The 13,110-nt window shown below is 63.2% G+C and carries 12 protein-coding genes, 1 other RNA gene and 1 riboswitch; of the genes, 8 read left to right on the forward strand and 5 right to left on the reverse strand.

The features are described from left to right. Positions 1 to 105 precede the first annotated feature (105 nt). The 8 genes from SD196_RS23465 (at position 106) to SD196_RS23500 (ending at position 9,083) form a co-directional block, all read left to right on the forward strand. On the forward strand, positions 106 to 783 hold the full coding sequence (locus SD196_RS23465) for a response regulator (protein WP_275608735.1): 678 nt from the start codon (positions 106 to 108) through the stop codon (positions 781 to 783). Continuing rightward, positions 780 to 2,186, forward strand: coding sequence for a sensor histidine kinase (locus tag SD196_RS23470; RefSeq protein WP_343577109.1), 1,407 nt, complete (start codon positions 780 to 782; stop codon positions 2,184 to 2,186). Before SD196_RS23465 ends, SD196_RS23470 begins: the two co-directional genes overlap by 4 nt. Before the next feature lie 85 nt (positions 2,187 to 2,271). Then, positions 2,272 to 2,523 carry a hypothetical protein gene (locus SD196_RS23475; RefSeq protein ID WP_275608737.1) on the forward strand — a complete coding sequence of 84 codons (252 nt, stop codon included), beginning with the start codon at positions 2,272 to 2,274 and terminating at the stop codon, positions 2,521 to 2,523. A 184-nt stretch (positions 2,524 to 2,707) separates the two neighbouring features. Beyond that, complete coding sequence (locus tag SD196_RS23480) at positions 2,708 to 5,998, forward strand: carboxyl transferase domain-containing protein (RefSeq protein ID WP_416311769.1); 3,291 nt, start codon at positions 2,708 to 2,710, stop codon at positions 5,996 to 5,998. 37 nt (positions 5,999 to 6,035) lie between these two features. Beyond that, positions 6,036 to 6,254: riboswitch (yybP-ykoY riboswitch) on the forward strand. A gap of 65 nt (positions 6,255 to 6,319) precedes the next feature. Further along, on the forward strand, positions 6,320 to 7,330 hold the full coding sequence (locus SD196_RS23485; protein ID WP_275608739.1) for a sodium:calcium antiporter: 1,011 nt from the start codon (positions 6,320 to 6,322) through the stop codon (positions 7,328 to 7,330). A gap of 88 nt (positions 7,331 to 7,418) precedes the next feature. Beyond that, positions 7,419 to 8,096: a type 1 glutamine amidotransferase domain-containing protein gene (locus SD196_RS23490; RefSeq protein WP_275608740.1), complete on the forward strand. Its 678-nt coding sequence runs from the start codon at positions 7,419 to 7,421 to the stop codon at positions 8,094 to 8,096. A gap of 74 nt (positions 8,097 to 8,170) precedes the next feature. Continuing rightward, positions 8,171 to 8,528, forward strand: a transfer-messenger RNA (tmRNA) gene (gene ssrA, locus SD196_RS23495). A gap of 129 nt (positions 8,529 to 8,657) precedes the next feature. Further along, positions 8,658 to 9,083 (forward strand): hypothetical protein, encoded by a 426-nt coding sequence (locus SD196_RS23500; protein ID WP_416310727.1) that lies wholly within the window; start codon positions 8,658 to 8,660, stop codon positions 9,081 to 9,083. Here the strand turns inward: SD196_RS23500 and SD196_RS23505 are convergent. The 5 genes from SD196_RS23505 to SD196_RS23525 form a co-directional block, all read right to left on the reverse strand. Beyond that, entirely contained in the window at positions 9,047 to 10,069 is a 1,023-nt protein-coding gene (locus tag SD196_RS23505) for a tyrosine-type recombinase/integrase (protein ID WP_416310728.1), read from the reverse strand. The genes SD196_RS23500 and SD196_RS23505 overlap by 37 nt on opposite strands. Further along, the gene (locus SD196_RS23510) at positions 10,069 to 11,361 is read right to left on the reverse strand and encodes a hypothetical protein (protein ID WP_416310729.1); all 1,293 of its coding nucleotides are present in this window, start codon (positions 11,359 to 11,361) and stop codon (positions 10,069 to 10,071) included. The genes SD196_RS23505 and SD196_RS23510 overlap by 1 nt, the downstream gene beginning before the upstream one ends. Positions 11,362 to 11,995: 634 nt before the next feature. Then, on the reverse strand, positions 11,996 to 12,385 hold the full coding sequence (locus SD196_RS23515) for a hypothetical protein (protein ID WP_416310730.1): 390 nt from the start codon (positions 12,383 to 12,385) through the stop codon (positions 11,996 to 11,998). Next, on the reverse strand, positions 12,378 to 12,593 hold the full coding sequence (locus SD196_RS23520; protein WP_416310731.1) for a hypothetical protein: 216 nt from the start codon (positions 12,591 to 12,593) through the stop codon (positions 12,378 to 12,380). The genes SD196_RS23515 and SD196_RS23520 overlap by 8 nt, the downstream gene beginning before the upstream one ends. Continuing rightward, on the reverse strand, positions 12,590 to 12,814 hold the full coding sequence (locus SD196_RS23525; protein WP_171049567.1) for a DNA-binding protein: 225 nt from the start codon (positions 12,812 to 12,814) through the stop codon (positions 12,590 to 12,592). The genes SD196_RS23520 and SD196_RS23525 overlap by 4 nt, the downstream gene beginning before the upstream one ends. Between the last annotated feature and the right edge of the window lie 296 nt (positions 12,815 to 13,110).

Genomic DNA, 13,110 nt, shown 5'->3' on the forward strand with positions numbered 1-13,110 from the left:
TTAACGCCTCGTTAAGCCAGGGCTGCGACCCTCTGCCGCGAAACTGCCTCTGCGGCTATCCTGCTCGGGACAGTCGCGGCGGCGCCGTGCGATGAGGGGGCACCGATGAGAATCCTGCTGGCGGAAGATGACCAACTGCTGGGTGACGGCATTCGCGCCGGGCTCGGCCTGGAAGGCGACACCGTGGATTGGGTCCAGGACGGCCAGGCTGCCGACCAGGCGCTGCAGACCGACGAGTTCGACCTGCTGGTCCTCGACCTCGGCCTGCCGCGCAAGGACGGCCTGGAAGTACTGCGCAGCTTGCGCCGGCGCGGCGACCTGACACCGGTGCTGATTCTCACCGCCCGCGACAAGGTCGCCGACCGCGTGGCCGGCCTCGACGCCGGCGCCGATGATTACCTGACCAAACCCTTCGACCTCGACGAACTGCTCGCCCGCGTCCGCGCCCTCACCCGCCGCCGCACCGGCCGTGCCGCGCCGCTGCTGCAGCACGGCGAACTGATGCTGGACCCGGCTACCCACCAGGTCAGCCTCTGCGGCACGCCGGTGGAACTGGCCCCGCGCGAATACGCACTGTTGCGCCTGCTGCTGGAACAGCGCGGCAAGGTGCTGTCCCGCACCCGCCTGGTGGAAGCCCTGTACGGCTGGGACGGCGACCTGGAGAGCAACGCCATCGAAGTCCACATCCACCATCTGCGTCGCAAGCTCGGCAATGGCCTGATCCGCACCGTGCGGGGTATCGGCTACGGCATCGACCGCCCCGACAATCCGTCCTCGCCGTGAGTCCTGTCCCGCGCCGCGCCGGCTCGCTCAGCCGCCGCCTGTTGCTGCTGCTGATCGGCGGCATCTCGCTGTGCTGGCTGGTCGCCGGCTTCTTCACCTATCACCTGACCCGCCAGCAGGTGAACGGTCTCTACGACCAGGACATGATCGACTTCGGCCAGGCCGCCCTGAGCCTGGTGGATATCGCCGACTCCATCGATGCCCAGCCCACGCCTCCGGGCGACATCATCGCCCGCAGCCGCAAGGCCATCGAAGGCCTGCCGCTGATACGCCGGGAAGCCACGCTGGGCTACTCCATCTGGTACCAGGGCCAGCGCCTGCTCACCACCGACGAGCCGCCAGCGGGCGTCGAGCAGCAGCCCCTGGGCTTCTCCAGACTGGAACAGGGCGATGTGAGTTGGCGGGTGCTGCAGATTGCCTCGGCGGGCCCGGACGGTGTGCGGATCTGGGTATTCGAGGACCTGCATTACCGCTCCAAGACGCTGCGCCTGCTGCTGTTCAGCGCGCTGTTCCCACTGCTGCTGGCCTTGCCGCTGTTCCTCGTACTGGTCTGGCTCGGCGTTCGCCAGGGCCTGGCGCCACTGCGCAGCCTGATCGCCCAGGTCCACCAGCGTACCGCCCACAGCCTGCATCCGCTGTCGCTGAGCCGGGCGCCGGTGGAGGTGCACAGTCTGGTCAGAGAACTGAACCTGCTGCTGGAGCGCCTGCAGTCGGCCATGGAGGCCGAACGCCGCCTGACCAGCGACGCCGCCCACGAAATCCGCACACCGCTGGCCAGCCTACGCACCCACGCCCAGGTGGCGCTGCGCTCTTCCGACCCGGCAGCCCATGCCCATGGCCTGCAGCAGGTCAGCCGCAGCGTGGAGCGCATCAGCGCACTGATGGAGCAGATCCTGCTGCTGGCCCGGCTCGACGGCGAGGAACTGCACGAAACCTTCCGCCGCGTCGACCTCGGCCTGCTCGCCGAAGAAACCATCGCCGAGCTCGCTCCCCAGGCCATCGACAGGCGGATCGAACTCACCCTCGACACCCACCCGGGGACCACACTGATGGGGGTATCGGTCTGGCTTGGACTGATCCTCACCAACCTGGTCGGCAACGCCCTGCGCTACACCCCCGAAGGCGGCCGCGTAGCGGTGAGCCTGGAACGCACGGGCGACCAGTTGCTGCTCTGGGTGCGCGACAACGGCCCCGGCGTGGCGCAAGCCGAACAAGCGGCCATCTTCACCCGCTTCTACCGCAGCCCCAGCGTGGCCAGCAGCGCCGGCAGCGGGCTCGGCCTGCCCATCGTCAAGCGCATCGTGGAGATCCACCACGGCCGCATCAGCCTGCACGAAGGACTGGATGGCACCGGCCTGGGCGTGTGCGTCGAACTACCGGCAACCACTGGCGAAAAAGAGTGAACCTGGCGCGAAATCCGACCGTCCACCCTTTACGGTCCGCGTGAACGGTCCGCCACAATTCGGTCGATTTGCCAGGAGTACAGCCATGAAACGTACCGCCTTGCTCATTACCGCCGCCTTGCTGGCGTCGCCGGCCTTCGCCGCCGACCTGTGCAGCGACAATCTCCAGAAAATCGATGCTGCCGTGCAGTCCAATGCCGGCACCGCCCAGACCCAGGATCAAGCCATGCGCCTACAGGAAAAGGCTATCCAGTCCCAGCAGGCTGGTAATACCAAGGCTTGCATCGCCCAAACCGAAAAAGCCCTGAAGTTGCTAAAGCAGAGCGGTAAGTCCTGATCCCGCTCAGCGGCCGGCCGGAGTGGCCGGCCGCCTTGCTTCCCGGGTGCTACCAGCATCCGCGGGTTCCGTGCGCCCATAAACCCCACGAAGCGCACGCCATTCGCGAGAAAGCAGTTCATTCCCCCACCCGAGCACCTACCTAAGATGTAGCGATTGCCGACCGACAAGAATCACAACCGGAATCGCCATGCCCCTGACGCACCTGCTCATCGCCAACCGTGGCGAAATCGCCATCCGCATCGCCCGCGCCGCCGCCGAGCTGGGCATCCGCAGTCTCGCCGTCTACGCCGAAGACGATGCCGGCTCCCTGCACACCCGTCAGGCCGACCAGGCGCAGCCCCTGCGCGGACGCGGCGCCAGCGCCTACCTCGACCAGCAGCAACTGATCGACCTCGCCCTGGCCCAGGGCTGCGATGCCGTGCATCCCGGCTACGGCTTCCTCTCCGAGAACGCCGACTTCGCCCGCCGTTGCGAAGCCGCCGGACTGACCTTCGTCGGTCCCCCGGCGGATATCCTGGAATGCTTCGGCGACAAGGCCCGCGCCCGCGACCTGGCCAGCGCGCATGGCGTGGCGCTGGCCGCCGGCAGTAACCGCGCCACCTCGCAGGAAGACGCCGAACGCTTCTTCCGCGAGTTGCCCGGCGGCTCCGGGATGATGATCAAGGCCCTCGCCGGTGGCGGTGGGCGCGGCATGCGTGCGGTACGCACGGTGGCCGAGATCGCCGAGGCCTACGCACGCTGCCAGGCCGAAGCCCGCGCAGCCTTCGGCGATGATCGCCTGTACGTCGAACGCCTGATCCCGCGCGCCCGGCACATCGAAGTACAGGTGATCGGCGACGGCCGCAGCATCAGCCACCTGTGGGAACGCGACTGCACCCTGCAACGGCGCAACCAGAAGCTGCTGGAAATCGCCCCCAGCCCCACCCTGCATCCGCGCCTGCGCGGCGCCATCCTCGCTGCCGCCGTGCGCCTGGCCGAAGCGGTGAACTATCGCGGCCTGGGCACCTTCGAATTCCTGCTGGACGAGGACAGCGGCGACTTCGTGTTCATGGAAGCCAACCCGCGCCTGCAGGTAGAGCACACCATCACCGAAGCGGTGACCGGCATCGACCTCGTGCAAGCGCAACTGCGCATCGCCGCCGGCGCCAGCCTGGCCGAACTGGGCCTGACCCAGGCCGAGATTCCCGCGCCGCGCGGCCATGCCCTGCAACTGCGGATCAACCTGGAAAGCCTCGCCAGCGACGGCACCCCGCAACTCGCCTGCGGCCAGATCAGCGCCTACGAACCACCCAGCGGGCCCGGCCTGCGTGTGGATGGTTATGGCTACGCCGGCTACCGCAACAGCGCCGGCTATGACTCGCTGCTGGCCAAGCTGATCGTCCACGGCAACGCCGGTTTTCCGCAGCTGGTGCAGCGCGCCTATCGTGCTCTCTGCGAGTTCCGCCTGGAGGGTGTGGCGAGCAACATTCCGCTGCTGCTCAACCTGCTGCGCCAGCCGGAAGTCGCCGAGAATCTTGTGACCATCCGCTATATCGAAGAGCACCTACCCAGTCTGCTCGGCGCGCAGGAACACGCACATCCCCACCGCTTCTTCAGCCACGCCGGCCACGCGCAAGTCGAGCAGCGCGCGAGCGAAGCACCCGCCGGCTGCATCCCGCTGACCACGCCCAGCACCGGCGTGCTGGTCAGCCTCCAGGTGATGCCCGGAGACGCCGTCGCCCAAGGCCAGACCATCGCCGTGATCGAAGCCATGAAGATGGAATTCGAGGTCAAGGCCAGCGCCAGCGGCATCGTCCACAGCCTGGCCGCCACGCCGGGCGACAGCCTGGGCGAAGGCGATGCACTGCTGTTCGTGGAACCGGCGGACATCGCGGCGCAGGGCAGCCAGGACGCCGCCGCCATCGACCTCGACGCGATCCGCGCCGACCTCGCCGAAGTCATCGAGCGCCATGCCATCGGCCTCGACGAGCGCCGTCCGGATGCTGTTGCCAAGCGCCACAAGACTGGCAAGCGCACCACCCGCGAGAACCTCGCCGATCTGCTCGACGAAGGTAGTTTCATTGAGTACGGCGCCCTGGCCATCGCCGCCCAGCGCCGGCGCCGCAGCGTCGAGGAACTGATCGCCAGCAGCCCGGCCGACGGTCTGGTCAGCGGCCTGGGCAGCATCAACGCTGCGCAGTTCGGCGACGAGAAGGCGCGCTGCCTGGTGCTGGCCTACGACTACACGGTGTTCGCCGGCACCCAGGGCGTGATGAACCACAAGAAGACCGACCGCATGCTGCACCTCGCCGAGCAGTGGCGCATCCCGCTGGTGCTCTACGCCGAAGGCGGCGGCGGGCGGCCGGGTGACACCGATTTCGTTGGCGTCGCCGGCCTGGACAACATGAGCTTCGTCGGCCTGGCGCGGCTCTCCGGACTGGTGCCGCTGGTGGGCGTGGTCTCCGGTCGCTGCTTCGCCGGCAACGCCGCATTGCTGGGCTGCTGCGACGTGATCATCGCCACCCGCGATACCAGCCTGGGCATGGCGGGACCGGCGATGATCGAGGGTGGCGGGCTGGGTAAATTCGCTCCGGAGGAAGTCGGCCCCAGCGACGTGCAGAGCGCCAACGGCGTGATCGACGTGCTGGTGGAAGACGAGGCCGAAGCCACTCACATTGCCCGCCAATACCTCGCCTACTTCCAGGGCGACACCACCGACTGGGAATGCGCCGACCAGCGCCTGCTGCGCCACGCGGTGCCGGAGAACCGCCTGCGCGTCTACGACATCCGCCAGGTCATCGAACAACTGGCCGACAGCGGATCGTTGCTGGAACTGCGCCGTGGCTTCGCCGCGGGGATGATCACCGCGCTGGTGCGCATCGAGGGCAAACCCTTCGGCCTGATCGCCAACAACCCCATGCACCTCGGCGGCGCCATCGACGCCGAAGCCGGCGACAAGGCCGCGCGCTTCATGCAGCTGTGCGACGCGTTCGACCTGCCGATCATTTCCCTGTGCGACACCCCCGGCTTCATGGTCGGCCCGGAGGCGGAAAAGACCGCCACCGTGCGCCACGTGTCGCGCATGTTCGTCACCGCCGCCAGCCTGACCGTGCCCTTCTTCACCGTGGTGCTGCGCAAGGGCTATGGCCTGGGTGCGCAGGCGATGGCGGCCGGCAGCTTCCACGCGGCGCTGTTCACGGTGGCCTGGCCCAGCGGCGAGTTCGGCGCGATGGGGCTGGAAGGCGCGATCCGCCTCGGCTACGCCAAGGAACTGGCCGCAGTGGAAGATGCGCAGGAGCGGCAAAGGCTGTTCGACAAGCTGGTCGCCGCGGCCTACCGCAATGGCAAGGGACTGAACATGGCGAGCTACCTGGAAATCGACGACGTGATCGACCCGGCCGATACCCGCCGCTGGCTGCTGCGTGGCCTCGCCTCGGTGCCGCGCCCGGCGCCTCGCCAGGGGAAGAAGCGCCCACTGATCGACACCTGGTGACCGGTCGGGTTGAGCTAAGCTTGTGATCGGCTAGAATGCGCGCGTCATTGGGGAGTAGCCGACCGCTCGTGCGAGCGGGGGCGACGTCAACACACTTGGCCCAAATCCGTTGACGATCTCGCGAGCTAGAGCAGAACTGGGCGCAGCAGATCGTAGACAGATTTCAGGCCATGGCGTCGCTAGCGATACGTTGCCCGGCAAGACCTTTGACCACGCAGCCTCCAAACAGCCGGGGAGCGCGTGGTCATGGGTATCGAACCGGCCGGGAGTTTTCACCGTGATGCACTATCCCGCACCTCGCTCCATCCTGGAGCCCCACGCATGCTGACCTTCATCCTCGAACTGCTCGGCATGCTGCTGGTGATCCTGATTGCCGCCGAAGTCTTCACCAACGCGCTGGAGCATCTCGGCGAGCGCCTGGGCATTTCCGAAGGCGTTACCGGCTCGCTGTTCGCCGCCATCGGCACCGCCCTGCCGGAGACCCTGATCCCTCTGCTGGCCCTGTTCGCCGGCACCAGTAACGCCAACCTCAACCAGGAAGTCGGCGTCGGCGCCATCCTCGGCGCGCCGTTGATGCTCTCAACCTTGTCCACCTGCCTGATGGCCTGCTTCGTCCTGCGCGCACGCGGCCTGACCGGACGCGTACGCCCCGAGCGCACCGGCCTGCAGCGCGACTTGAACTTCTTCCTGATCGCCTTCAGCCTCGCCACCGTCGCCATGTTCGTGCCGACGCAATACCTGACGGTGCGCCTTGGCTTGAGCCTGCTGCTGGTGCTCACCTACGTCGCCTACATCACCCTCACGCTGCGTGCCTCGCAGGAACTGGTGGAGAACGGCCACGGCACCGAGGCCGACCACCACATGTACCTGTCTCGCATCGGCTTGCCGACCAACCTGGGAACCATCCTGCTGCAATTGCTGCTAGGCCTGGCTCTGCTGGTGCTGGGCGCCAAGGGCTTCATCCACGGCGTCGAGGGGCTGTCGCACCTGCTGGGAGTTTCCGCGCTGCTGCTGTCGCTGCTGATCATCCCGATCGCCACCGAATTGCCGGAAAAGATCAACAGCATCCTCTGGGTCCGTCGCGGCAAGGACACCCTGGCCTTCGGCAACATCAGCGGCGCCATGGTCTTCCAGGGCACCCTGCTGCCCGCCATCGGCATCCTGCTCACCCCCTGGCAACCGCGCACCGAAGTCCTCACCGGCGTGCTGATCACCCTTGGCGCCGCTCTCTGGCTTCGCCTCAATGCCCAGCGCGACGGGTTCCCGGTCTGGGTGCTGCTGCTCAACGGCGTGCTATACGCCGCCTATCTGGGCATCACCCTGTCACGCTGACGAGTACGGCGTACCGCCTACACTGACCAGTCTGGGCTGCCGTTGCTGCGGCAGCCGCTCGTCACAGCGATACGCCGAAGGAGTGAGCATGAAAATCCTGGTAGTCCTGACCTCCCACGACCAGCTCGGCAGCACCGGCAAGAAAACCGGCTTCTGGCTCGAGGAGTTCGCCGCGCCCTACTACGTGTTCAAGGATGCCGGCGCCACCCTGACCCTGGCCTCGCCCAAAGGCGGCCAGCCACCGCTCGACCCCAAGAGCGATGAGGAAGACGCCCAGACCCCGGCCACCCGCCGCTTCCGCCAGGACAGCGAAGCGCAGGCCGCGCTGGCCAATACCGTGAAACTGACCGAGGTACACGCCGACGACTACGACGCCATCTTCTACCCCGGTGGCCATGGCCCGCTCTGGGACCTGGCCGAGGACAGAACCTCGGTGGCGCTGATCGAAGCCTTCCACTCCAGCGGCAAACCCGTCTCCGCCGTCTGCCACGCCCCCGCCGTATTCCGCCACCCGCGCGGGCTGGATGGCCGACCGCTGGTGCAAGGCCGACACGTCACCGGCTTCACCAACAGCGAAGAGGAAGCCGTGGGCCTCACCGACGTGGTGCCCTTCCTCGTCCAGGACATGCTCAAGGCCAACGGCGCCCGCTACAGCAAAGGCCCCGACTGGCAGAGCCATGTAGAGGTCGACCGGGGCCTGATCACCGGCCAGAACCCCGCCTCCTCCGAAGCGGTGGCTGAGGCCGTGCTGAAATTCCTAACCTGACAATGACTTGCGCCGCCCCGGTTGGACCTTGGGGCGGCTTTCCCGTAGAATGGTCGACGACCTTCAAAGGTTTTGGGGCCGATTAGGATTCGACGCCGGTAACAAAACTCGAGGGGCATGCCGAGTAGGTGACAGTTCTCGTAAATCAGCTGCCACAACTTTATAGTTGCCAACGACGACAACTACGCCCTAGCAGCCTAAGTGCCGCTAGCAGACCCTAGGGGATGCCTGTAAACCCGACGATTAGGTCTGTCATATAGAACAGGATCGCCGCCAAGTTCGCTGTAGGCGTAACGGCTAAAACTTATACAGCTCGCTCCAAGCACCCTGCCACTCGGGCGGCGCGGAGTTAACTCAGTAGAGATGGCTAAGCATGTAGAACCGACAGCGGAGAACTGGCGGACGGGGGTTCAAATCCCCCCGGCTCCACCAAACGCAAACGATAAGCCCCTGATTTTCCTAGTGAATTTCAGGGGCTTTTTCGTTTCTAGCGCCAACTGTCGAAAAAGAGTCGAAGACTCGAAGTGACTTCAAGGAGATCGAGGAATGGAGAATCCACCCATGCTGACCGCCGAGCAGATCGCTCAGCACGTACACGCGAAAATCGACGGCTACAAAGGGCTCAGCCTACTAGAACAATTCGCGATGTTTATGGGGAAGGCCCAAATTCTTGAGTTCGGGCTGAAAAACCTGCTTGGCCGGCGCTTCAATGTCCCTACAGAGAAAATGGAAAGATGGACGTTGGGGATGACCAAGAACGAGCTCAAGAACAGAGGCATTCGCCCAGACTTCATCGCCTTGCTCGATAATCTCGTCGACCAGCGCAACTACATCGCGCATGAATTTCTTCTCGACCACTCCATAACGAACTCCCTTGACGGCTTAAGTGAACGCAAACTGACGGGGATTCTTTTTCGAGCCACCTACGAGCTAGAGCAAATCATTCTGCTTCATGACTGGTGTGAAGAGCACAACGGCTGGACCTGATTAATTAGCGAAAGCGGCCCAAACCGCAGCGCATCCTGGAGATGATCAGGCGAAAGATGTGCGTATCGCATGGTCATCGTCAGGGTCGAATGCCCCAGTATTTTCTGGAGCGTAAGGATGTTGCCCCCATTCATCATGAAATGACTCGCGAAGGTATGCCGGAGAGCGTGGCTAGCCTGACCTTGCGGCAGTTGAATTGTCGTTCGCTCCAGAGCACGGCGGAAGGATGTTATGCAGGAAGTGAACGGGCCATGCATCCGCCAGTGTTCTCTCACCCGGTCAGCCAACTCTGGTGGAATCGGGACGTGCCGCACCTTCCCTGACTTGGTTCCGGCATAGGTTACGACGTTACCCTGAAGCCGTTGCGTGGGGAGCTTTTCCGCCTCAGACCATCGAGCGCCGGTAGCTAGGCATAGCAGTGTCACCAACTCCGTATGTGGGTTGTCGCAACGGTTGCGAATGGAGTCGAGAAGCTCGCCGATCTGCTCGGTTGTCAGCCACGACAGTTCCCGCTCTTGCAGCTTGAGCAGCTTTACCCCCGCCAGCGGGTTGCCGTAGTCGATCTGCTTCAAGTCCTTCAGCTCATTGAACACCGCGCGGATGTAGCCCAGCTCGTTGTTCAGGGTCTTCCCGGATATCCCCTCCTCCAGCCGCCTCCGGCGCAAGCTCGCATACGAAGAAGCATCCAGGGCCGTTGCAACCGGATCACCCAATCGCGCAGCCAATTGCAGCAGCTTCGAGAGTCGCCGGGGCGCGTCGCGCAGTGAGTGGCCATGCAGGTCGTACCAGAGTTGCACCAGCTCGGAGAGCCTGCGGCGATCCTTAGGCTTGATACTCCACGCAGGATTCTCGATGCACTTCTGCCGAACCGTGGTTTCGAAGCGTTGAGCCTCGCCCTTGGTCTTGAACCGTCTGCGAAAGCGCTTGCCCTTGATGGGCTCGATATCAGCCAGCCAGCGTCCGTCCTCCAGCTTCGTGATTGCCATCAGACGGCATATCCTCTTCGCAAATAGCGGTCTGAGATCAAGTTCTTGATGTGTTTTTCGAGGTCCCTCCGAGTCCAACCCTTCGCTAAATAGTGGTCTTCGATCACGTGCCAGAACTCGAGGCTGTAGGCGGACTCAATCGCCTTTTTTGCGGGGATACGCTCGCGTGCAATCAGGCTGATGAACTGGCCCAGGAACATCTCACAGTTCTTGCCGGAGAAGCCCATGGCCGTCTTGCGATAGCGCCGATACTCGACACGCTCGATGAGCGGATCGGCCTCTACCTGGACCTTCACGTCTTGCATGATCAGCGTCCAGAACGGGTCATGTTGGGTGCGCAGACCAAGCAGCCTGTAGGCCTCGCAGCCGTACACCCAGAGGTGATCGAGGTGCTGGGAGATACCCTCATAGGTCCGGGTGCCGATCACGCCGCCAGAGGCCTTTACGGAGCCCTGAGCGAATTGATTGATGATGGTGTGGTGGTAGCGAAACTCGATACGCCAGACCGGCTCCATGGGGTTGTAGGCTGCGTCGCTGTCACCAAACGGATTGCCGTTGTGGGTGGACCAGACTGCGTTCCAATAATCGAGCTTGTCGGTAGCGCGGGCCTGTAGCGACTTGTTGTAGACAGCCAACTGAATCCCTGTTGGCGAGCCGAACATATAGGTTTCACCGCGTCCGTAAACCGAGGCGTTGCCGTTGAACTCGATTCGGTCGATGCCGCTGATCTGGCGTACCCGATTAGATCGGCAGTACATGCGATCTACGATGTTTTCTTTCGGTGCCCAGCCTTGTACATCCAGAGCGATGTGAACGGCACATTGGTTGGGCTCGCAGTGCGTCATCACCGCCGCGGCGAGTGAATCCATGAGTCCCTGGAGCGCTTTCGGAGCCACACCATCAATCGCGTGTGGCGAAACCTCGATCTTGAGGTGTGCCCCGATGGTTTCCAGCTTCATGTTGTGATTCTTGATCAGCAGGATCAGGCCGAGGTCTGCGTTCTGCAGACGGAACTGATACCCGGAGTCGCGCCCAATACGCCCCTTGGACCACTCATAGCCGGCGAACTCGACAATCGGTTCCTGGGAGTCGAACAGCGCGATGACTTCGGGGCGAATCAGCCCGTTGTACAACTGGCGGACCGTATCCACACCGCAGCGCAATACGCGCACTCCGGATAGGTCGGTCATTTTCGCCGTGTAGCAGTCGATGAAGAGGCGGCCACGCGGTGAGTCGATGATTTGACCGTCCGGTTGTACTAGCAGTCGACGTTGATCACTGAACTTTGCCATCTGAATTCTCCAACGTTATCCATTAATGTCCAATTCGCTACGTGTGTTGTTAGACGTGTTACAGGGACGTCGCCGCGCCTTCGGCCTACCGCTCATGCCTTGCGCTCCCGGCCGGCGTCGCGGCGAACGTCCAGCACTCCAGTTGCACCGGACTGAGCCAACAGGATGGGATGGTGGGTTGATTGAACTGAGCGCCGCCGCCCAGGAGGTAGGCCATCAGCACGAGAGCAACAACGTTGATCAGTCCCTCTAGGCTCATCGCGTTTTCCTCGTTTGCATTTCCTGGGCATGAGGGTGCCCGTCGCTGGAATGCAGGCGCTCGCGCCAGTGATTCAGCGTTCGGAAATGGTGAAGGTGAAAGGCTTTGGAACGGGGCTCTGGGGCGCGCCGCTGTGGTTATCTCACCACAAAATCAGGTGCTGAAGCGGGGGTATGCCGAAGGGGAATGCGACCGGAAACGTAGTCCAACGTTCTCCAATTAAGTCCATTCACCCCGATCCGATATGCGTAACCGGCATCGCCCAACACCAAGGGCTCTGCCCTTGTCATCCCGCTCTTGCCGCCGAGGGCTCGGGAGCGCGGGGCGAAGAAGCTGCCCCACGCTCACCGGCCAAGGCTGGTGGCGGGCATGCGTTCAAGGGTTCGCTACGCCCGTGCTTCCGTTCGCCGGAACGGTAGGGCTGTTCCGACGAGCCGGGAGCGCGGCCCTTGAGCGCGGATCGTTAGGGTGGGCGATGCGGTCCAGTACGTTGCCGGAACCATGCCGGTCGCGGTGCCGCATCACCCGGATCGTGCGAATGTCGGACCAGAACATTTCGTTTGGGTAGTCACGCTCGCTATTGGCGTCGATGACGAGGAAATAGGGATCGCTGTAGACCCCTTCGAGCGCTAGGACAACACCCACGATATGCAGGAGGCACCAGAGCGGCTCGGGGTCTTGTTCCCAGACCAGTTCGACCAGAACGGTTTTGCCCAGATAGGTCAGGGCGCTTTCGGTATCCAGGGCGACGCGGCTGCTAGTCATCGTTGTAATCCCCCGCTTCGAAATTCTCTTTGCCGCTGAGCAGATCGGCGCGGAAGCGCACCATGTTCACCACCTGCATTTCCCCCATGGTGGTGCTAGGGATGGTGCCGTTACGTACCCATTCCTCAGCTTCTTCAACACTCACACCACACATCTTGGCGAAGGCCGGGATGGTGTAAATGTCTGGGCTCGATTGATGTTCGTTCATAGGGGCATCTCCTTTTCCATAAGCTGGCTGGTGAACAACGCGACGTTGACTAACACGTGCTTGCCGACCTTCTCGTGGGGGATGTAGCCGTTGCGAATCCAACCCCAGACGACGTCATGGCGGTCACCCATGCGAATCCAGTCGGCGAACTCTCTCCAGGGCATCACCGGAGGCGGGCTAGAAAGGTCTCGTTGAGACAGGTTGATTCCTTCCACATTCATGGCCTTTGCTGCACTATGCTGGTCAATAGAGGACTATGGCCTTGGACTATGTTCAAGACCTAGCCAAACAATAGCCATGAACTATGTGCATGTACATAGTTCAACAATGATAATTTTCTATTAGATGAGAATTACTGAGAGAGCACTTCTATTAATAGGCCGCAGCAACCTTAGTGTGCTGACTCGGGCTGGTGAAACTGACTACAACCGATGGGTCAGCATCAAACGAGGGCGTGCCCGAGTGGGAGCCGAAGAGATCGAAATCCTCGGAATGGTCTACCCCCAATACCGATGGT

The organism is Pseudomonas macauensis (genome assembly GCF_047902425.1).
Taxonomy (GTDB): domain Bacteria; phylum Pseudomonadota; class Gammaproteobacteria; order Pseudomonadales; family Pseudomonadaceae; genus Pseudomonas.